Origin of the sequence: Microcoleus sp. Pol7_B2, from assembly GCF_036701035.1 — a bacterium.
Classification (GTDB): domain Bacteria; phylum Cyanobacteriota; class Cyanobacteriia; order Cyanobacteriales; family Microcoleaceae; genus Microcoleus.
This window is the reverse complement of the sequence record NZ_JAUBQB010000001.1, coordinates 183,204-205,240: the sequence shown is the minus strand read 5'-3', so window position 1 is coordinate 205,240 and position 22,037 is coordinate 183,204. Positions and strand designations below refer to the sequence as shown.

General features: G+C 46.5%; 15 protein-coding genes. 8 read left to right on the top strand and 7 right to left on the bottom strand.

Going from position 1 to position 22,037, the window contains the following annotated elements; genetic code table 11:
• The first annotated feature begins 3 nt into the window (after positions 1 to 3).
• The gene (hppD, locus tag QUA57_RS00805) at positions 4 to 1,065 is read left to right on the top strand and encodes a 4-hydroxyphenylpyruvate dioxygenase (RefSeq protein WP_333058932.1); all 1,062 of its coding nucleotides are present in this window, start codon (positions 4 to 6) and stop codon (positions 1,063 to 1,065) included.
• Positions 1,066 to 1,085: 20 nt separating this feature from the next.
• On the opposite strand, the gene QUA57_RS00800 is transcribed toward hppD, so the two are convergent.
• Both QUA57_RS00800 and QUA57_RS00795 read right to left on the bottom strand, forming a co-directional pair.
• Complete coding sequence (locus QUA57_RS00800) at positions 1,086 to 1,619, bottom strand: GNAT family N-acetyltransferase (RefSeq protein ID WP_333058930.1); 534 nt, start codon at positions 1,617 to 1,619, stop codon at positions 1,086 to 1,088.
• Entirely contained in the window at positions 1,600 to 3,729 is a 2,130-nt protein-coding gene (locus tag QUA57_RS00795) for a diguanylate cyclase domain-containing protein (RefSeq protein ID WP_333058929.1), read from the bottom strand. The genes QUA57_RS00800 and QUA57_RS00795 overlap by 20 nt, the downstream gene beginning before the upstream one ends.
• A 500-nt stretch (positions 3,730 to 4,229) precedes the next feature.
• Between QUA57_RS00795 and QUA57_RS00790 the strand changes: the two genes are divergently transcribed.
• The gene (locus QUA57_RS00790) at positions 4,230 to 4,916 is read left to right on the top strand and encodes an HAD family hydrolase (protein ID WP_333058928.1); all 687 of its coding nucleotides are present in this window, start codon (positions 4,230 to 4,232) and stop codon (positions 4,914 to 4,916) included.
• Between the two features lie 177 nt (positions 4,917 to 5,093).
• Here QUA57_RS00790 and QUA57_RS00785 read toward each other — a convergent pair whose 3' ends face one another.
• Entirely contained in the window at positions 5,094 to 5,705 is a 612-nt protein-coding gene (locus tag QUA57_RS00785) for a CPP1-like family protein (protein WP_333040744.1), read from the bottom strand.
• A 243-nt stretch (positions 5,706 to 5,948) separates the two neighbouring features.
• Positions 5,949 to 6,827: a peptidoglycan editing factor PgeF gene (gene pgeF / locus QUA57_RS00780; RefSeq protein ID WP_333058927.1), complete on the bottom strand. Its 879-nt coding sequence runs from the start codon at positions 6,825 to 6,827 to the stop codon at positions 5,949 to 5,951.
• Positions 6,828 to 7,257: 430 nt separating this feature from the next.
• Between pgeF and QUA57_RS00775 the strand changes: the two genes are divergently transcribed.
• Together QUA57_RS00775 and QUA57_RS00770 are read left to right on the top strand one after the other, a co-directional pair.
• The gene (locus tag QUA57_RS00775; RefSeq protein WP_333058926.1) at positions 7,258 to 9,042 is read left to right on the top strand and encodes a peptidoglycan DD-metalloendopeptidase family protein; all 1,785 of its coding nucleotides are present in this window, start codon (positions 7,258 to 7,260) and stop codon (positions 9,040 to 9,042) included.
• Between the two features lie 74 nt (positions 9,043 to 9,116).
• A complete protein-coding gene (locus tag QUA57_RS00770; protein WP_333058925.1) occupies positions 9,117 to 11,492 on the top strand; it encodes a hypothetical protein in 2,376 nt (791 codons plus the stop codon).
• A 47-nt stretch (positions 11,493 to 11,539) separates the two neighbouring features.
• Here the strand turns inward: QUA57_RS00770 and QUA57_RS00765 are convergent, their stop codons facing one another.
• Positions 11,540 to 12,727, bottom strand: a complete 1,188-nt coding sequence (locus tag QUA57_RS00765) for a glycosyltransferase family 2 protein (RefSeq protein ID WP_333058924.1) — start codon at positions 12,725 to 12,727, stop codon at positions 11,540 to 11,542.
• Positions 12,728 to 13,143: 416 nt separating this feature from the next.
• Complete coding sequence (ribE, locus tag QUA57_RS00760; RefSeq protein ID WP_333058923.1) at positions 13,144 to 13,857, bottom strand: riboflavin synthase; 714 nt, start codon at positions 13,855 to 13,857, stop codon at positions 13,144 to 13,146.
• Between the two features lie 228 nt (positions 13,858 to 14,085).
• Between ribE and QUA57_RS00755 the strand changes: the two genes are divergently transcribed.
• From QUA57_RS00755 to QUA57_RS00740, 4 genes are all read left to right on the top strand, one after another.
• Positions 14,086 to 14,592, top strand: coding sequence for a bifunctional nuclease family protein (locus tag QUA57_RS00755; RefSeq protein WP_333026715.1), 507 nt, complete (start codon positions 14,086 to 14,088; stop codon positions 14,590 to 14,592).
• A 5-nt stretch (positions 14,593 to 14,597) separates the two neighbouring features.
• Positions 14,598 to 15,728 (top strand): aldo/keto reductase, encoded by a 1,131-nt coding sequence (locus QUA57_RS00750; protein ID WP_333058922.1) that lies wholly within the window; start codon positions 14,598 to 14,600, stop codon positions 15,726 to 15,728.
• Positions 15,729 to 16,403: 675 nt separating this feature from the next.
• The gene (locus tag QUA57_RS00745; protein ID WP_333058921.1) at positions 16,404 to 19,622 is read left to right on the top strand and encodes a PAS domain-containing protein; all 3,219 of its coding nucleotides are present in this window, start codon (positions 16,404 to 16,406) and stop codon (positions 19,620 to 19,622) included.
• A 139-nt stretch (positions 19,623 to 19,761) separates the two neighbouring features.
• Positions 19,762 to 20,289, top strand: a complete 528-nt coding sequence (locus QUA57_RS00740; RefSeq protein WP_333058920.1) for a hypothetical protein — start codon at positions 19,762 to 19,764, stop codon at positions 20,287 to 20,289.
• A 67-nt stretch (positions 20,290 to 20,356) separates the two neighbouring features.
• On the opposite strand, the gene QUA57_RS00735 is transcribed toward QUA57_RS00740, so the two are convergent.
• The gene (locus tag QUA57_RS00735) at positions 20,357 to 21,466 is read right to left on the bottom strand and encodes an extracellular solute-binding protein (RefSeq protein WP_333058919.1); all 1,110 of its coding nucleotides are present in this window, start codon (positions 21,464 to 21,466) and stop codon (positions 20,357 to 20,359) included.
• Positions 21,467 to 22,037 lie beyond the last annotated feature (571 nt).

Below are 22,037 nucleotides of genomic sequence, written 5' to 3'. Positions count from 1 at the left end.
ATTATGGAGTTCGATCGCATTCACTTCTACGTTGAAAATGCTAAAATATCCCGCGACTGGTTTGTCAGCCGCTTAGGCTTTCAATCCACAGCAGGTTATGCCAACAGCCACACTCGCACTGAAGTTGTCAGCAGCGGCAATGTATCTTTTGTTTTATCTTCGCCTGTGACACCCGCGAGTCCCGTTGCTACTTGGCTGAAGTTTCATCCTCCAGGGATTGCCGATGTGGGTTTTCGGGTAAAAAATATCGAATTAGCGGTAGCGAGAGCGGCGGCGGCAGGCGCTAAAATCCTGGAATCAATTCAAGAAGACCTAAAACCAGGAGGCTATTTTAAGCAGGCAAAAATCGCTGGCTGGGGAGATTTAAGCCACACGCTCGTTGAGCGAATTGGCGGCCATTCACTGCCATCAACTTCGGGTAAGCTGCCGCTGTTTACCTTGATTGACCACGTAGTGTTAAATGTTGAATCGGGCGATTTGTCAAGTGCTGTTAGTTGGTATCAAAAAATATTAGGTTTTCAACCGCAGCAAAATTTTGACATTCAGACTCAGAAATCGGCTTTGCGGAGCCAAGTTATGGTGCACGCTGAAGGTGGGGTGCAATTCCCGATTAATGAACCCGCATCAACTAATTCTCAAATTCAAGAGTTTTTGAGCGCAAATCGGGGGCCGGGAATTCAGCACATGGCCTTGCAAACTGATAATATTGTGGGGGTTGTTGCCGATTTGCGATCGCGCGGTTTGCCTTTTCTGCCTGTTCCTCCAACATACTACTCGGAATTGCAGCAGCGGCAAAATTATGTGCCCGCAGATTGGCAATCAATTGCAGCTTCTGAAGTTTTGGCAGATTGGCAAGAAGATACTCCCGCAGCGATGCTGCTGCAAATCTTTACCCAGCCAATTTTTGCCGAACCGACTTTCTTTTTCGAGATGATTGAGCGCCGAGTTACTTTAGTTAACGGCAAACAGGTGCAAGCTGGAGGTTTTGGCGCCGGGAATTTTCGAGCTTTGTTTGAGGCAATTGAACGGGAACAAATGAAGAGGGGAAGCTTGATAAATGATTGATAAAACTTCCAATTTTTAGGTCAGGCGGCCGTGTCGATCAGCACTGCGATATCCTTCCACCCGTAGGCAATTTCTTTGAGTGCAACTCCTGCTCTGCTTGTCTGTAGTTCCTCCACTTTTTCACCTCCTAAAAATTCATAAAACCTGCAGGCTGAATTGTCTCCCAGTACCCAAACCAGCATCGAATTCAAAGTTAATTCTGCCAATTTTTTTGCAACGGTTCTCACGAGTTGCCGTCCTATTCCTTGACGCTGATATTCCTCCAAAATATAGATGGCAAATAATTCTCCTTGATAAACATATTTGCCCGTTCGCTCGCAACCACCCGCAGCAAAACCCACAATTTGTCCCGAGTCATTCTCAGCAACGCAGACAAAATCCCCAGTATTTTTGACGTTTTCCAGGGTTTCTTGCCAACCCCTTTCTCCTTCTTCATAGGACAGTTGCGCTAGGTAATCTGTCGGTACAATTTTTCGGTAAGCGGTCCGCCAAGTATCTAGATTAACCCGTGCAATTGCAGGTGCATCAGCGATTTTAGCTTCTCTCACAATCATCAGAAAATACTCCTTTCGGGCCCGGAAATTCTATTTTCAAGTCTAGGCTAACTATATGATCGCGCCCTTCTAGTTTAGCTCGATACAGGGCTCGATCGGCCTGTCCAATTAACTCCTCAATCGATAAACCAGCAGCAGGCACAGTAGTAGCGATCCCCATACTGAGAGTTATAAACTTACTTACCTTGGAAGCAGCATGAAAAATTGCCGCTGCTTTCAAATCGCTGCGAATTGCTTCAGCTACCTGCTTTGCTCCTTGCACATCAGTTCGCGACAAAATTACCGCAAATTCTTCGCCGCCGTAGCGGGCGGCTAAATCTCCTGCCCGCTGAGCGTGGCTAGCTAAAATCCGGGCTACTTGTTTTAAACATTCGTCGCCTCCTTGATGCCCGTAATAATCGTTGTAAAGTTTAAAAAAATCGATATCGCACAGAATTAAAGACAGCGACTCTTTTTCTCGCTCCATCAACTGCCATTCTAACTCCAATTTTTTGTCAAAACAGCGGCGGTTGGGAATTTGAGTCAATCCATCCACCGAAGCGAGCCGCTGCAATTCCATGTTAGCTGCTTGTAATTCTAATTTGGCTTGTTCTAAAGCTACATTTTGCCGAGCTAATTCTTCACTTTGGCGTTTTTCTTGTTCATACAAAAATCGGATTGAAGCTTCAGCTTCTTGCAATTCTTGCTCTGCATATTTGCGCTTGACAAATTCCCCTAATTGAGAACTTACCACAGCTATGATCTGAAGTAAATCTTGATCCGGTGGCAGTTCTTCTCGGCAAAAAAAAGTCATTACTCCTACAACTTGGCTCCTAGCGTGAATGGGGAAACCGAATCCCGATCGCAGTCCCGCTTCCTCGGCCAAGCGCGATCGCACGAAATTGGGATCGCCCACAAGATCGGTAATCCACTGCGTAGAACCGCTTCTGGAAACCGCTCCCGGCAAACCTTCACCCGCAGCGAAAGTAATCTGCTGGTGGTTTTCGGCAAACTCGCTAACTTCCTCCGCCGCCTGCCAAACAGCCACTCGCCGCCAACCAGGAGTGTCCTCGATCGGACAGCAAAGTGGCCGGCACAAAAGCGGCTGTTTTTCGCGTTTTATTTCCGCACCAAATCTAGTTTCTTTCTCCCCCTCTGTGGGCGTCCAAAGTTCGCCAATATCCCACCCAAAACTTTGGCAAATAGCTTGCAAAATTCTCGGAGTTGCGCTATCTAGAGAAGTTGATTCTGACAGGATATGAGTAACAGCATACTGTGCTTCTTGACAATTTTTTATGCGCTGTTGCTTGGTAATGTCTTTGCCGATATAAACAAAATTTTGTATAACCTCGCTATCTGCATACTTGCTTCCTGTGCTTGTCTCGAAAGTAGAGCATGAAAACGCAACAATCAACTTTAAACCTATTTTCGTTTGGCAAGCTACTTTTACTTGAGGCCAATATTCGCTTTTAAGTGCAGGAGGTAGCTGGCTGACTTTGCGTAACAATTCCTCCTCAGCGGTAATCATGGATATAGATTGGCCGACTAATTCCGATTCGGTATATCCAAATAATTGCTGTGCGGCTTGATTCACTTTTTTGATTTTTCCCGAGTTTGCTGTTACTAACAAAACATCGCCTAGGGAATTAATAATTTTGTCAATATAATCGCCAGTCGCAGCTAAGTAATCGACTTTAATACTGTTTTCGTTGGCAGCCTGAACCATTCTTTGCTGAGCTGCAATGCTATCGGTCACATCTTCGCATAAAATAATCAATCTGTCAGCATTGGCTTCTCCATGATAACCAAAGATGTACAAATCTAGATACAAATAAGAGCCGTCTTTGAGAACTCTGGTAATTGATTTTAACTGAAAGTCTTGCTCTCGTTGTTCAATAATACCTTCAAGGATTTCTTCAATTCCAATCAGTTCGGGAAAACTATCGCGCACGTCTTTTCCTTTGCCTACTTCCTCATGAATGTCGGCAAACTCTTGCACTTTCAAAGATATTTCTTGAATCTTAAGTTCCCGATCGACTGTGAGGTATTCAATCCTGCGTAAGGATAAAAGCTTATAAAGAAGAATATTAATACTTCTTGGGCTGCTCTCTACAGTTAATATTGGAAGCATCTCGTTATTGTTGTAGAGCATCAATCTCAAAAATTAGCAGGTAAAGTTAGTTGTTTTTTGGCTGCTATTTCTCATATAAATTTTTATACTGGCAGATGTCACCCTCTGGTACCGCTGGCTAATTTATGCAAACAGTACACTTTGGATTCTCCAAGCAGTTTTTTGCTTATTTTAAAAATGAGGCAAAATATTAATTTTACCAACTTTTTTTTGAGAAAGCGCAGTCAGAATCATCCTCTATTGAGGCTGAGATTTATGAACAATACGTAGCGGTTTGCACTATTTGTGCGGCATATTTTAATTTTAAATTCAGCGATATGGCTGACAACCGCTAAAGTTAAGAAGTAGCACAGTTTAATTCAAATGTTCCCTTTAATTAGCACTATTCCTATAGACCTTACCTCCCCTGGGTATTTGTGTCAATTTTTGTAAAGAAAGTGTTACCTGTAAGTGATATAGTATCGAAGTATTTGTATAAAAGCTTAAAAATACTCTGCTAAATGCTGAGACTTATTACCGACTTTGACGGCCCGATCATGGACGTGTCCGATCGCTACTACCGAGTTTACCAGTATTGTCTCGCCGAGACTAAGCGTTCGGATCAACCAGTGCGCGAACTCCCCAAAGCCGAGTTTTGGGACATGAAGCGCGCGCGGGTTCCCGAAACCGAAATTGCTATCCTCTCAGGATTAGATGCAGAGCAAGCCCGCGATTTTGCTCAGAAACGCCGTCAAACCGTTCACACGCTCCCTTACATGATTTACGATCGACCAGCGCCCGGCGCTCTGGAAACGCTCGAAAAGGTGCAGCGGGCTGGAGCAGACTTAGCGGTCCTGACCATGCGCCGCGTCAGGGAACTAGACGAAGCCTTCAACCGCTGTAATTTAGGGCAATTTTTCCCTGAAAACCGCTGCTATTGCCTCCCCAACGATTACGTCAAAACCGGGGATGTCAAAGATAAGCCCCTGTTGATGGCAAAAGCTCTCGCCGAACTGCCGCCGGCTTCTGACGTTTGGATGGTTGGGGATACGGAGGCGGACATTGTAGCAGCAAAAACGCACGGTGTCAAGGTAATTGGTGTTTTGTGCGGAATTCGCGATCGCACCCAACTAGAAATGCACCAACCGGATTTAATTGCCAACAATTTGAGCGAAGCAGTTGAGATTATTTTAGGTCGCAAAAATTAGTCATTAGTCATTAGTTATTAGTCATTAGTTATTAGTTATTAGTCATTAGTTATTAATTGTTAGCTGATGTTATTTGTCAGAGGTCTAGATTCCACAGTAGTTATTAGTGGTTGGCTGGTGACTAATAACTGCTGACTAATAACTGCTGACTAATAGCTGCTGACTAATGACTGCTGACTATCGCAGAAAACCGCTGACCAGCCACAGAATTAAAAACGTAAACAAAGCGATAAATTTCTCTGTTGTTATAAATGCCGGACTGACCAAAGAACCCAAAAAGCCTCCCAGCAACAAGCCTATAACCAAGCCAGCCACAGTCAGCAGCACAGCCCGACCAAATTTTTGTTCCTTGCGATTAACAAAATAAAGACAAGAGCCGACCCCAAGAGCCAGAGTCAACTGTAGTAAACCATCATTAGCTGCCGGATAAATACTCAGTCCGCCTAACCCCACATACACCCCAGCCGGCCACAAAATGTCCGATCGACTAGGAGTATCGATTAGCCGCTGCAACCAAGCTGGGCTGCCACTAGGAGGAGAGGGAGTAAAGCTTGGGGGTGGCGGAGTCAGCCGCTCGGGAAAGCGGATGCGTTCGGGTACTTTAATTTTCCCCTCCTGTCGCTGCCGCAGGCGATCCATGAGGATCGCATCGTAAGCTGCTTCGATCAATTCCAAACGTTTCTTGTCACCGCTGTACTGCTCGCCTAGGCGCGTGCGGGCCTCTTGCACTTCATCAAAGGAAGCATCTTCATCGACTTCAAGCAGTTGATAGGGAGTTGGCTCACTCATGGTAATAACCCGCTGAAGACTCTCGTTATAGAGCAATCTTAACAAGAGAGGAAAGCGGGGCGGGAGCTCTGCCGCTTTCCCAAGAGTTTTGCTGCTAGTTTTTGGTGCTTTAAAACAGGAACCAGCAAACCTTACGAAAATAGAAACTAGAAGGCATTTGGCATTCGTAAATAAAAAATAATGAATCCAAAGATTGTTATTTTTATCTTGGCCGTCTAAAATTTTACCTTCTGCCAAATGCCCTCAGAAGGGACTTTTCCCGCAGGCACTCACAATTCCCGACCACTGGACTTTTTTAAGTTGATCGCGGCGGTACGAAAAAAAGCGAGCCGAGTCAGAATAAGTACAGAAAGGAGCGATCGCCACTTGAGAAAGATCGATTCCCAACTGCTGCAATTGCAGAGCATTGCAGAGGCGAACATCCAAGCGTACTTTTCCCGGTTCTGGATCGGCTAAGACAGGCGTTTCCGGCAGTTGGTGCAAAAACTCTAAAATGCCGTCGGCTGTCGCACTAGCGGCACTCTTAGGAGCAATAGTGGCTCCCAGTTCCGCTGCTACTTCCACAGATACCTGGTAAACCTCTCCAGCGATCGCCGGCCCCATAGCAATCTTCAGATTTTCTAGTTGACTGCCTTGTGCCACAAGTTGAGCGATCGCCTCTGGTAATATCTTAGCAGCAGTCCCGCGCCAACCCGCGTGAACTGCCGCAACCAGGCCCGTGCGATCGTCAGCAATCAGCACCGGCACACAGTCAGCCGAGCAAACCCAGAGCGCCTCCAATTCTCGAGCTGCCACCAAGCCATCAGCCTCAGCATAGCTTGGGGCAGCGGTTTCCGGGGCCGGAGCCACAACCGGGGACAAATCACTCGTTTTGAGTACCGCATTTCCGTGTACCTGTTGGAGTCGGTAAACCTTAGCTCCCGGTTCGAGAACTGCCGTCAGATCGATCGGCCCCAGGGGCGAGAAATCGCGCGTAAAAAAGCCGTGAGACCAGCGAGAAAGCAAGCTGCAAGTCAGATAGGGCAAGCCTTCAGAACTCTGCCAGTCCCAACTGATACCGTCAGGTCCTCCGGCGCATTCAGACTCAGGAAAATTTGTCAAGCGATCGCCAGCTACAGTCATGAAACCTATCCTTACCCAAGCGAATCATTTAGCTTGTATTCTAAACAATCAAAAATTTTGTCCGCGAAGTTTAAAGGCAGGGCCAGGTTTCAGGAAAAAATCGGGATGAGTCGGCGGTTTTAGGAGAACCTACTGCGCCGAAATTTTGCATAACCCGAGAAATATAGGCAACTAATTAACATATACGAACACCAAAGCGCTATCATCAGTGTGGCCGTCACAGACTTCTAGGCAAGTGCCATCGGGATCAAAAAAACCGGATATCGATCGCGAGAGAATGCGTAAGGCATTTGAGCTTGTTCTATGTGCAAAAAAAATTGCCTCAAGCCCGGTAAAATCAGTTAGGCCTGTATATAAAGACAAGGATTGCCATACATTCGATCCTGACTTCGAGATCCTTGTGCCCCCTGTTGAGTTGGGAAAAAAAATCGTGAAACCAGTTCCAGACAAGCAAATAACAGCCCATTTGAACACCAAACAGCAAAAAAAGAACCCTACAGGCGCCCGGACTCGATCGCGCCTTTTGTCCGATCGCTCACTGCTGGTGGGACTGGGTTGCCTTGCCAGTCTGGGACTGCTCAGCAAAGGCTTAGTTTGGGCTCAAGCCGAAACTCCGCCAGCCGAACAAGCTGTCCCCGGCGCGGCAGACCTCCAGCCATTATTTGAAGCTCCTCTCCCGCCCCCGGAACCCGAATTTAGCCAAGGGTCGCCAGAACCCTACCCTGAACCGCAGGCAGAAGTTCCGCCCTCCGAGCCTTTCGATGCCGCACCGCCGTCAGAGCCGGAGTACGCCAGCGAACCACCTCCCACCGAATATTATCTGCCGGAACCCGCGCTGATTCCCCTGCCAGAAGCGACGGCCCAGGAGCCGCCTTTTGAAGCGCCAGTTAACCCAGCCCACGCTGAAATCGACCAAACAGACTACAGTATTGGCGCTACCAGCGAGTACCAAGAGTACGAAGCGCCAACAAGTATAGAGTTTGCAGAACGATCGACCGGATGCGAAGGAGGTGGCGGTTGGTGCGCGCCTCCTCCGGTTTCCGAGCCGGTGACGGCCGATGCCGGAGAACCCAACTACAGCCCGGAACCTCCGATCGCAGACAACGGCTATATTGCAGCCCCTCCTCCTCGAAATCTGCCAGAAAGCATTCCAGACAATGTTCGGGAAACTGTGGCAGGAAATAGTAGCGGAAATCCTGTCAGTAAAATCGGTCAAGCCGTTCAACAAATAGGCAGCCAGGTTTGGAAGGGTTCAAATCCGCCTGAATCTGCCTACGCACCCCCGCGCTACCCCGCAAACCTCGGCTACTCGGCAGACGCAGGATACTCGGCAGACACTGGATACTCCGCAAACATCGGCTACTCGGCAGACACTGGATACTCCGCAGACGCTGGGTATTATGCCGGATCTGCATCTTACGGCGGCGCTCCAGCGCCCAGCATGGGACTCGGGCCGGTTCAAGTCGGTGCGGTTAGTGTCAGCAGCGGCAGCAATACCGGTTTTGCTTACTATAATCTCACGCCGCGTCCCGCAGGCCGGCCCGGAAATGGCAACACCAGCTTGCTGTTTCCGCTATCTATTGCTTCGGCAATTACTTCGCCGTTTGGGTGGCGGACTCATCCGGTTATGGGCTACGGCAGGTTTCACACCGGAACTGACTTGGGAGCCCCGATGGGAACGCCCGTACTGGCAGCCTATGCAGGTCAAGTGGCGATCGCCGATTGGTTGGGCGGCTACGGTTTGACGGTGGTTCTCAACCACAGCAAAAAGTCTCAGGAAACTCTCTACGCTCACCTTTCGGAACTGTTTGTGAAACCGGGAGAGTGGGTGAAACAGGGAGAGACTATCGGCCGCGTCGGCAGTACGGGAATGTCTACAGGGCCTCACCTCCACTTCGAGGTTCGGCAAATGACTGACCAGGGTTGGGTGGCGATCGACCCGGGCTCTCAGCTAGAATTCGCTCTGGCAAAAATGATCGGCAGTTTGGAAACCGCCAAAGTACCGCAAATGCCGAAAATGGTGGAAATACAAACCGCTAGCGGACTCAAGGATTTGGAAAACGATCTGCCCCAGCTTCCACCTCTGCCGCTGGGAATGGACATCGAAGTTCACAACCTCCAGCCGCCATTCCCGGAACTGTTAAAAGCTGACACTTCTAAGCCCAAAGGTACTGAAGCAGTCAAACCCAAACCTCAGAAGCAAGCTAACAGGTAAAAATTGGGGATTGGCTAGATTAAATTTCTTGTGGAACGGTCGAAAAGCCCACCCCACAAGAAAATTTATGTTTTGTGCAACGAGTTCGCGTGTTCGTTGCTTTTCCTCGTTACCAGGCTCTTTGGGGTAACGAGGAAAAACTGATAAAAAATGGTAACTTGCAGCTTATGCTAATAGCGCAGCATTTGTGGGAATTAATTTTATTTCTGATTATTGTAGTCGGGCCGATTCCCTTAAGCTTGTCTCTTGCCTTCGAGAATCAGAAAGAAAACAATAACTATTCATTTCCCCATTTTCTCCTCGTACACCTGACGGGATGGAGCATTGCACAAGTTTGTATCGGCTTGATTTTAGGAAGTGCCGATCGACTAAATATTGCTGCGGTGATTATAGCAGAAATTTTGATTTGTGGGATCGGCTTCATCCTGATTTATCCAAAAAACCACAAAACTTTTACCTTCTCGCAGTGGCAGATTCCCCAACTAAAGCAACCTTTGGGCAAATCCGAACGCCTAATTATTGTTGCCACCGCTGTTGCAGGAGTTGTGCTGTTGGAAACTCTGGCAACCAAACCCACAACCAATTATGATTCATTGTGGTTTCACCTGCCTGCGATCGCCCGATGGTATCAAACCAATTCATTTACATTATTAGATGCTGCGGGTAATTGGATTTTTGAGCAAGAACAAGCCCGAGTATATCCCTACAATTGGCACGTTTTATCTGCTTTGTGTGTACTCCCCTTCGGAGAAGATTTTCTAGCAGCTTCTCCCCTGCTAATTGCGTGGGTACTTGAGGGAATTGCAGTCTATCTATTAAGCGTAAAATTTGGAGCAACGCGACTTCACGGTATGGCAGCAGCATCTTTAGTCTTGACAGTACCGATGATGCTCAACCAAGTTAACACCATTCACCCCGACTTACCGCTAGCTGCAATATTTACAGTCGGTTTGTATCTAGGTTTATCATATCATAGCAGCCGATCGCAATCCGAACTATCCCTATTTTTGGCAGCCACAGGAATGCTAGCCGGAATAAAAATCACTGGGATAGTCTATGCTGCCTCACTTTTAGGAGGATTAGCAATATTAGAAATTCAAAGATTCGCGGTTAATAAAAAATCTACATCAGCTAAATTTAGAATTCCCCACTTTCTTAAACCAGTCTTGCTGTGCGGCGTAGCTTGTTGCTTGCTTTTAGGAGCTTTTTGGTATGCGAGAAACTTGCTGCAAATCAATTATCCTGTCAGCGAAGTCGGCGATATTAAAATTCCTTTAGAGCCTGTTCCCTTACCGTCTCCCGTACCTGGGCTAACACCTCCGGTACAGCAGCCACCCGCTTCGCCACTTCTAAAGATTTGGCAAAGCACTTTAGCAGCTCAATTTAATCCCAGCAATTTTTCCCACTGGCAAACTGTCGGCTTACAAATTATCATTAGATTGCAACTGCCCTTTGTGGCGATCGCGCTTCAGGTATTGGCAGCACCTCTGGCTTTTATCCAGGGTAAAACCAGAAGAATTAATCAAAATAATATTATTTTAATTGTACTTCTCGCCAGTACAGGAATTCTGTACCTAATTACACCTTACACCTCCGGTACTGTCGGAGAGTCGATCGGTAAACTCAGCCCTATACTCGGTTTTAACCTCAGATACGGATTTCCCTTTTTAAGCGTACTCGCCGTCGCAGCAGCAGCTACAGCAACTCTCTTGAAAACTCCAAATCTAGTTGTTATGGCAGTGGTTTTGGTTAGTGGTTTGTTCGGAATTACTAGCAACACAATTTTTGATTATATTAAAAATGCTTCTTTCACCGGAGATAGCATTGTTTGGGGGAGTTTGTTGATTGACAATTTTAAGTCTAACCCAGTAGAAGCTATTAATAGTATCTGGAAAATATTAGCTCCGAGTTGGCAATATATATTACCATATCCGATATTTTATATTGTGTCAGTGACTGTGGCTGCGGTATTGTTGAAAATAAATCCTGGCTTCGGATCGCTGAATCATGTATTTCCAAGCCGAAGAAAATCAATTTACATAGTGATAATTGGTGTCTGTATAGGATTGATAGTAATTGGTCATTGGAGGGAAAAGCGAGATTTCGCACGCACCGAGCTGTATCGCGGCATTTACGAATATATTGATAAAAATACAGTGCCAGATGAAAGAATAGGCTTCTTTTTAAGTTCGCGCAGCTACCTGTTTTACGGGAGAAATTTGGACAGACAAGTTTTATATGTGCCGTTTAGAGCCGATCAACTTTCGGCATGGATTGACAACCTGCGGCAAAATAAAATTAGGACTGTGGGATTCGGGCCCCTGACTGATACAAACGCAGCTACCAGAAAAGCTTTATCTTGGCTGACAAGTCCCCAGGGCCCGCTACAACCCGTTTTCGGGAAAGATTTTAATACTGAGTCGGTGCTATATCGCTTGAAAAATTGGTAACTGCTCATCGCAACGCAGTTACGTTTTAATAGGCTGAATTTTCTTTTTCATTCATACAACTCAGCCTTTGTCGGTGGCGTGGCGGTAAGGTTCACTTGAGGGATCGTGTCAATATTTGTTGGATTTCGCTTGACAATAAGGGAAATTGAACGGTGAAAAATGTTCCCTATCGTTACCATTAATTCGATATTTTGGCGCCGGCTCTCTACCAACACCTCGCGGCTGATCAATTGGTTCTCAGAGGATGGCGTATCTTCTACTCTCACAGGTGCATCTAGAGCCTCCTGATGTTGCAAAGACGGGGATAATAGGTTTAAAAAGTTCTTTTCTAATACTCTGTAAAAGCCAGAACGGGATAAGGGTGAGATGCAGTCAGTTTTTAAAACTTGGAATAACCAAAATAGCGTGGTGCGATCGCGGCCGTTGCGGCTGCTTTTGTTCGCTAAGTACAGCAAAAAATTAGATAATCGATGCAGAAAATCTGGAATTTCGGGATGCCGTTGCTTAGCGGCTTCCAGCATCAAAGAGTGAGACTTCGCCATTGTCGTATAGTTGGTAGACATAGTGTTATACATCCTGCGATAGCCAATTAAAAATTCCGGCACGGCTCGAAATTGATAAAGCTCTGCTATCCGCAGGTACAAGTCCCAGTCTTCACAGCATTGAGCATTCCGTTGCCTCAATGTCTTGTCATAAACCCCCACCTTTTCCAAACAACTGCGACGGATCAGAGAAGCACTAGCGTTTCCTATAAAGTTGTGGCAGATTAGGGTCGCGTACACGTCACCTTCAATTTTAAAAGACCGGAATCCTCCTGTTAGCAATCCTTTTTCATCCAAGTCCACTGTCCAGGAATAAACCACCCCTACTTCTGCTCCTCCCTCTAACATACATTGAACTTGTTTTTCAATGTTTTCAGGATACCAAATATCATCGGCATCAATGGGGGCAATATATTCTCCTCTCGAATTTTCAATTCCTAAGTTTCGAGCAGCAGCGACTCCAGAATTTGGCTGTTTCAGAAGCTGGACGCGAGAATCTTTCTTGCCAATTTTTTCTACAATTTCAGGGGTTCGATCCTGGGAACCGTCATCGACTACTAAAACTTCAATTGCTGGATAAGTTTGAGCGAGAACAGATTTCACCGTTTCTTCAATAAATGGCTCAGCGTTGTATGCAGGAATAATGACTGAGACGAGAGGAAAATTGGGGGATTTTTGAGAATCTGGCTGCATTGGCTTTTAACAAGGTTTTTCAAATTTTTTTTTGATTTATAGATTGTCAGCTCTACCTTACACTCGTCGCAGTCAGGAGTTACACAGTCGGTGGAAGAGATAGCTAAAAAAATCCTAATAACAATTTACCGCATTCTCTGTTCAAAGTCAATGGTATGTAGCACGTTTCAATGAGTTTTCCAAACCAAGAGAAGGGTGATAGACTACAACTAAAAGTTAGATTTTTAGAGGTAAGGAGACGTTAATTGATAAAATCCAAGATAGCAAAGAAAAGCTCCAGAAGTTACAAGAATTTAATTGATGGATCGCAGTTAGTAGGTGCGTTAGCTCAGAGCAGTCAATTATTGATAAAAGAATTCGTGGCTGACCCAGCCCACACCTACTTCGTTGAGCCAGGATTTTTATTGTTTCATTGATTAAATAAATCCGTGTTCTGCTAAGAATTCTGGTGTAATTGTTCCCAAACTGTTGATTGCCGGGGTTTCTTCCCACGGTTCGGGATGGGATTTTGAGCCGCTGCGGAGAAATTTGCCGACATATTTGCCCAGAATATCTGCTTCTAAATTAACTAAACTTCCTGGTTGCAAATATCTGAGGTTTGTCTCACCAAAACTGTGGGGAATAACAGCAACTTCAAACCAATTGCCGTCAGCATCGCAATCTGCCACGGTTAAGCTGATGCCGTTGACGGCGATACTGCCCTTGGAAACGATGTAAGGTGCGATTTGACGCTGCCATCCCGAATTGGTAGCTGGTGGGGCAGTAAACCGCATCTCCCAAGCGTTGGCTGTTTGGGTTGATGTGGCTAAAGTGCCGATCGCATCTACGTGCCCCGTCACAAAATGTCCCCCCAATTTGCTACCGGCCCGCAGGGAGGTTTCTAGGTTCACCAAAGCATCGGGGAATGATCCCAGAGTAGTGCGGCGGAGAGTTTCTGGGGAAGCGACGGCGACAAAACCTTGAGGCAGAACTTCCACTACCGTCAAACAGACTCCATCCACGGCTACGCTGTCCCCAATGGCTAAATCTTGTAAAATCTGGTAGGAGTTGTTTGATGTGCAGGAAATTTGGAAATAATCGTTGCCTAGCGACTTCAGCTTTCCCAGAGATTGAATTAGTCCTGTAAACATAAGTATTTTTCCGTAGTCGATCGCTTATTTACATGAAACCATAGAGACAAACCAGAGACAGGAGGTTTTGCCGTCCCCCTCTCCCCCCGAGTCAATCGAAAATCGAAAATCGATAGTCCCAGATCTGTTGCAGATTCCGGCGAAGATCAAGTCATACTGGATTTAGGTGATCTTTATGTCCAAGTTCTCTACTGCCTTACAGTTTCTTAATTCTATGAGGCCGATCGAATGATTGAAATGAAAGTCGCTGGAATTGCCTTAGATGCAGCCACGCGCAGTCCTATTGTCCTATTGAGAGACGCTACTGAGCGACGGGCTTTGCCTATTTATATCGGTCAGGAGCAAGCAAAGGCTATTATTAGCGCGATCGAAGGCCACAAGCCTCCTCGGCCCTTAACTCACGATCTGATGGTCAATTTTTTAGAGGCCTGGAGTCTTACCTTGGAGCGCATAGTTATTCACTCGCTGCAAGATAACACGTTCTATGCCGTGCTGATCGTCCGTCAGGGAGAAGTTAAAAAAGAGATCGATGCCCGACCTAGCGACGCTATCGCTCTAGCCCTGCGTACGAATAGCCCCATCTGGGTGATGGAAGAAGTCGTCGCCGATGCTTCGATACCGGTCGATCGAGATGCTGATGAGGCAGAACGCCGGGCCTTCCGGGAATTTATCTCAAACCTCCGTCCAGAGGATTTGATTAAGAGAAGCGGCTTCAGCCCGGGCGAAACTTCCTAAACTTTATGCGCTATCGACGGTTTGGCAAAACGGAGTTGCACCTGTCTGTATTTTCCTTGGGAACCATGCGCTATTTGGCTTCTGAGGAAACTGCCTGTCAGACTGTACAGCAGGCAGTGTCTCAGGGAATCAATCACCTGGAAACGGCGGCGGGTTACGGTTGCAGTGAGGAATATCTTGGCGCGGCCCTTTCGGCTGGTTTGTGTGTCGATCGATCGCGCCTCCACGTCACTACAAAAATTTCCCCAACCGAGGATGCAGCAGCAATGGAACGCTGCATCGACGCATCCCTCAAACGCCTGAATTTAGACTATATCGATTGTCTGGCAATTCACGGTTTGAATACTTGGGAACATTTGGCTTGGGTGCGATCGCCCACAGGCTGCATGGAATCTGTACGCCAAGCCCTGGCTGATGGTCGGATTCGGCACGTCGGCTTTTCGACTCACGGGCCTCTGGATCTGATTTTGGCTGCAATCAATACAGATTGGTTTGAATTTGTCAATCTGCATTATTACTATTTTTTTCAGCGCAACGCCCCGGCAATTGAACTCGCTAAAGACAAAGATATGGGCGTTTTCATCATTTCCCCGGCAGATAAAGGAGGGCAACTCTACACGCCCCCGGAAACTCTCGCAAAATTGTGCTCGCCTTTCTCGCCCTTAGAGTTAAACTATCGGTTTTTACTCAGCGATACGAGGATTGGGACTTTGAGTGTGGGCCCTGCAAATGCGACAGAATTAGAGCAACCTCTGAAATATTGCGATCGCGACTTTCCCCTCACCAACGCCGAAATCGCTGCGTTCGATCGGCTAGAATCGGCTATTGCAGACACTTTGAAAACCGACAAATGCAGCCAGTGCTATGCCTGTTTGCCTTGCCCGGAAAACATCAACATTCCCGAAGTATTGCGACTCCGCAATCTCGCCGTCGGGTGCGACATGACTGACTTTGGCAAATACCGCTACGCCATGTTTGAAAATGCCGGACACTGGTTTGCCGGCAGCAAAGGCAACCGCTGCACCGATTGCGGCGAATGTTTGCCCCGGTGTCCCGAAGAGTTAGACATCCCAAGCCTGCTCAAAGATACACACCAGCGACTGGGTGGCAAAGCAGGCAGGCGATTGTGGGATTGAAAAAAAGGTAAAGCAGGGAAAAGCCGATCGAGCGTATCTAAGTGTTGCAATAATTACGCTAAACTTTGGTTTAACCTGAAATCTTCCAGCATTCTCGCTTAACAGGCTTTCCGGCCTGTTCCACAAAAAGTGCATTTTCTTGTGGGGAGGGCCCAGAGCCCGCCCCTACAAGGCTTATTGAGAATGGTGCAACATCTCAGTTTAACTGAATTTACGATACAGTCGATCGATAAACTACTTCGTTTTAGGACTGTATGTGGGAGCATCCCGATTTTGCAAAAAGCGTTTTTGAGGAGTGCGAGTACCTTGCACAGCAAAGCCTAAATCTAACCGCGAACACTCCAGTGAAAGCACTCATTTGGATGATCCCAACACACTTTAAATAGGAGCCGAAATTATTATATGTAAAAACAACTAAATAACACAATCTGATTAACAGGGAGAAACTGATTTTTTTGAGAATCCCCCAGTCATTTTCTTGCTTGGTTGGCGGCGGCGAGAGGCAATAATTTTATGATGAGTAATTAACCGAACTCGATATAAAATCTAAAATCGTTCAACTGACCGATCACGCCGAAGTCTAAAATTTAAAATCTAAAATCTAAAATCTAAAATTGATTGCCTTCCCGATTAATTGATGGCCTATCATCTATAACCGATTCACCATCTACTACTATGGCTCATACTCAGTTAAACGACAGCCAGCAAAATTGTCTGCAGCAAGCTAAAGTTGCGACTTCCGAAAGAAGATTGAAAGCAGCTTTCAAGCCTTGTACCTACAACTTATCTGTTACCAGAAAACAGCTAATCGGACTGCTGACTTTACAAACAATCTTGCCCGTCGGACTAACGGCAGCAGCACTTTGGCTAACATCAGCAGTTGGAAGCAATCAACTGCAAAATCAAGCTAAATCCGAACTGAGCCTTAGTGAAATCAACTACAATCTCCAACTCGATCGCGCCGCCGACCGTTTGCAAAACACCTCTGACAGCAAAACAATCGCCCAAACAGCCTTAGCTTACAACAGCGGCAAGAAAATATCATATTGGCAAAAATCTGTCAATCAAATTCTAGAAAATCAAGTCAAAACAGGGGAAATAGACAGCGCGGCATTAGTGGGAAAAAACAGGCAGATAGTGGTTAGCGTCAACTCCAACCAGAAGGGAAAAAGTTTTAACCTGCAAAAAATAGTCGATCGAGTATTCGCTGCAAAAGAGCAAATTACCGCCAGCGAAATCCTTGGCAAATCGGAAGTTCAGGAACAATTGGGATCTTTGCCACCCGGAAAAGGCGATCGCCCTGTTCTCCTCCACTACGCAGCAATTCCCATAAAAGATCCCAAAAATCAGACAGTGATTGCTGCCTTAGTGTTAGGAAAAATTATCAGCAAAACTTCGGCAGTTGCTAGCACCGAAACCCTCAAATTACAAGGCGGCGGATATCAGGCTATCTACGCACCGCTGGCTGACGGCAAATTTGTGTTGGCAAGTTCGCAAGCAGTTACAACAAACCAACAGTTACCAGACTTGCTGGCACAGAAATCGCTGCTGAAATCTGCACTCGCCGCCGCCGGCAAACCAGTCGCCGGAAACGTACAAACAGGCAGTCAAACTTATGCAGTAGCTGCCAAATCCCTCGGCAATTTAGCCGGAAAACCCGCAGCAATTTTAGTGCGATTCATCCCCAAAACCTCGATCGCAACTGGGTGGGGCAATAACTGGCTGCTGGCAATGTCTGCGGCTGCCGTTGTCCCCTTTGCCTTGGGAGTTGCCGTCACTCGCCGGATTGCCAAACCCGCTAACTCAGATTTATCAACAGTAGACGGGAATTGGGCATCAAACTCCAGCGCCGAACCGCCGCAGCGATCCCGGAAATTTGATCTAATTTATGACAATTTAAATTTCGGCGAATTCCCCGATTTATTTCTTAAAAAATCGAGTTTAGATCGTCAATTAGCCGTAGATTTTCGATATAAAAAATTGGCGGGCGCTGGGCCGATCGCAAATCCCCACATCCCGCTCGCTTTCCAACCCCTAGAATTGCCCGAAAACTCCGTTTCAAACCAGTCGCGGCAGGTAAATACAGAACTAGAAAAAAGCGCGATCGCCTTAAATTTAGTCCAGGAAGCTTGGCAAGACTTAAATCGCCTCAACTTGGAATTGCAGCCAGAAATACTCGATCGCCAAAACACTCAAAAAGCCCTGCGAAAGAGCGAAGCACTGCTGCAAGCGATTTTAGACAACTCAACAGCAGTAATTTACATCAAAGATGTTGACGGAAAATACCTGCTCACCAACCGCCATTTTGACAATTTGTTCGACATCGCAAAAGAGCAAATAACAGGGAAAACTGACGGCGATATTTTTCCCCAAGACAAAGCAGCAGCCTTGCGAGAAAACGACCTGAAAGTTCTCGAATCCTCCTCGCCTCTAACCATCGAAGAAATCATCCCTCAAGACGACGGCCCGCACACTTATATTTCTCTGAAATTTCCTCTCTGCAACTCCGAAGGTAAAGCTTATGCAGTCGGTACAATTTCTACAGATGTGAGCGATCACAAACTTGCCGAACTCACCCTAGAAAAAGCCAAAGCAGAACTAGAAATAGAAGTCGAACAGCGCACCCTATTCCTCAAACAAGCCAACGAACTCTTGCGGTTTGAACTCGCCGCCAGAGTCCGCGGGGCCATCACAGTCAGACAAATGACGGCTCAGGTAGCCCGACACGCCAGAACAGTTGACGGCATTCTCGGCGCTTCTCTTGACCTAATTTTTCTAGTAGATCGATCGGGAAAATACACTTATGTCAGCCGCACCGCGGCTCAAGCTGCCGGCATGAACCCCAGAGAAATGATTGGCAAAACCTGGCAGGAATTAGGCTGGTCGCCAACAATTATGCAGCGAGTTCACCAAGAATGCCACGGCATATTTGCCACAGCCGAACCCGTGAAAGGCGAAGTAATTGTCCCCACGGCAAGCTGGGGAACCCGCGACTACGAGTACATTCTCAGTCCGGTTTGTGCGACAGACGGCAGCGTCGAAGCGGTGGTGGCGACACTGCGGGATATCACTGAACGTAAAGACGCTGAGGAAGCATGGCAGTTGGCTAAAGAAGCAGCAGAACTCGCCAACCGCGCCAAGAGTGCTTTTCTGGCAAACATGAGCCACGAGTTACGCACTCCCCTCAATGCAATTATCGGCTACAGCGATATGCTGGTGGAAGATGCCGAAGAGTTAGGCAACTTAGAGTTAGTCTCGGATTTAGACAAAATTCGCACTGCTGGTAAACACTTGCTGCGGCTGATAGAGGACATTCTAGACATTTCCAAAATTGAAGCTGACAAGATGGAGATTTACCTCGAAAGCTTCGATGTCGGCGGCTTAATCGAGGAGGTGGTAACAACTATCAAACCGCTAATGGATAAAAACGGCAATACTTTGCAAGTATTGAGTTCTGACAATATCGGCGCAATGCACGGCGATTTGATGAAAGTGCGGCAGGTAATGCTGAATTTGCTCAGCAATGCTGCTAAGTTTTGTGCTAGTGGGACGATCGTGCTTACTTTAGAAAGAATTACCAGTGAAGAATTAAAAAATAAATATCAACCGAGAGTGGCTCAACTGTTAATTTTGGATGCAGAATTTTTAATTTTCCGAGTGACGGACACGGGCATCGGCATGACACCAGAGCAGCAAGAGCGACTGTTCCAACCTTTTACTCAAGCCGACAATTCAACTACTCGCAAGTACGGCGGTACTGGTTTGGGACTGACTATCAGCCAGCGCTTTTGTCAGATGATGGGCGGCGATATTGAAGTTACTAGCGATTTAGATTGCGGTTCTACTTTTACTGTTTGTCTGCCTGCTTCATTGTTTAGGCGATCGGAATTTTAAGAACTCTTGCGCCGATTCGGAGTAAGAAATTCAGTCCTCACAACTAATTTCCTGAACACTAAATTACTCACTACCAACCTATTTTACAAGACTCGATGTTAACAGATAAGTTTTGTACAAAGCCGGCCCTTGCCAATTTATGAATTACCACAATTTTTGCCACAAAAATCAAGTTTACCTCCGCAGGCACGGCATTTTGACAAAAAGTTTATTTTTGTTCCTGATTGCGGTTTCTGCGTGCCTCGGAGCCTTGCTGTGTGAGCAATATGCGGTATTTTCCCAGCAGCCAGTCTGCCCGACTGGCAACGCTGCTAATTTCCCGTCGCCCCCGCTTTCGCAAACAGAAAAAAGCGTGCCAAGTCTGTGGTTAGCTCAAAAACTCTATGGCGGCAAATTGCTCGATCGCTGGTTTGTAGATCCCGGCAATACTTGGGTAATTATCATAGTCAATCGCCAACTTTGGAGTTTGCTCGATTATATGGAACGCTATCAGTTTGTTAACCGCTTTGGCACTGTCGCCAACGATTATGGTTACAATGTGCGAGTTTGCAACCGTCAAGGCACTGCTTTGGCAGTTTATTCGTGCAAGGGCGATCGGCTTAACTGTCGGATTGAGTTAGAATCTCTTTCAAATCCGGGTATTCGAGGAAGGGTGAAAGGATTTTAGTAGGGTGCGTCAGCCGCGAGTAATTTTCTGGATAATCGATAAATCAAGAGCTGACGCACTCTACATTTTAAGTTCTCACTACTTGCCTAGTTTCTTGCCAGAGCGATCGATATTGGGCAATACCAGCATCCCCAAAAGGCAGCATAAAGTCGCTCTTAGCAAGAATCTTAGCATCCGGCAACAACACAGAATTAGTGCGAACAGCTTCCGGCAAATCTTCGGGTTTCATACCGACAATTATCGGCGAACTAGCCTTAGCCAGCAAAGATAATTGAGGAGCAACCCGAGGTTGTAAGCAAAAATCAATCCATTTTTCCACTAAAGAAACTGGATTCCCTGATACTGGTTCTACCCACAAATCTGTCCAAAGTGCAGTTCCCGAAACTGGAATTACTAAAGCAATATCCTTTTGAGTTTGCAGCAGCGGCAGCAAGTCCCCAGAGGAACCTACGGCCAACCAAGTATCGCCTAAAATTAATGGTTGCAGGTAAGCGTCAGAACTATAAAGTTTAACTTGTCGGTGCAGATTTGCGAGTTCTTTTTTAAGATTTGGGACTTGATCTAATTGCTGCGTATTGTAAGATTTTCCGAGTTTTTTTAATGTTAAACCGATAACTTCTCTGGCACTGTCCGGCAGAGAAATTCGATCGCGCAATTCTGATCGCCACAAGTCTTTCCAATCTGTCGGAGTCCACCCCAAAGCCTTAAATTTGTCGGTTCGATAGGCAATTACCGTACTTCCCCAGCGGTAAGGTACACCCCAAACGTTTTCTCTCGCATCTAAGAAACCGTCATCGTTTCGCGTTACCAAATTTCGCCACCTTTCGGGCAATTGTGCCCAATTAGGCAACTTAGCAGGATCGATGGGCTTAATCAATTTTTGCCTAATTGCCAAAGTCAGCCAGTAATCTCCCAACATCACCAAGTTAGCTTGATTTTTTGATTGGGGAACCTGTTTCCACTCCTGCAACAGGGCGAATAATTCTTTTAATTGTCCTTCTTGCGTTACCTGCAAAAGCGGAGACGGTTGTACATCGCGGCTAAATTTGCTTACCAGTTGGGCCGGAATACCGTTTTTGAGCGATCGAATTTTGAGAATGGGCTTCGAGTCGCACCCTGCCGCCAATTGACTTAAAGTTAGGGTGGCGGCCCCCAATAGCAAAGACCTTCGTTTCACCTGTCAATCCGCTTTTCTAAATATTGACCGATCGTTTTGTGTTCTACAGCCGGGGAAATAATTGTTTGTCGAGTCCGGTAGTTGGCGCCGATTTGTCTTATTTCTTTTTCAAACACAGAGCCATTGTACTCGGTTCTGCTGCGCTCTGAGTCTGTTTGACTCTTGCCGTGATTCTACCTTCTAACTTGTCGATCAAGCTTTCCGATGCCGAAAACTCCCTCAACTTAACGCCTAATTTCTGTGCTGCAAGTTCCTTTGAGCCAGTTGTGTTCGCCAGCCGGGTCGATCGACTGCATCTGTGTTACATTTTTTAATATAACGAAACAACCAGAGCGCTGCTATCTGCCGTTGGATGAGGCTTTTTACACAACAGAAGTGAAAAATTCTTTTTAAATCGGCGACAGCTTAATAACTAAAAAAACTAAAAATCCATTCATCTGAATCCTGAAAGCACTGGCGAGAGCGAAGTCAATCTAATAGGACTCTCGGCGATCCCACTCTCACAAACCCGACGTTTTAGCTCTGATTGAAGGTTTGAACGAAGTACGGGCGTTAACCCACCCGGTTCCTG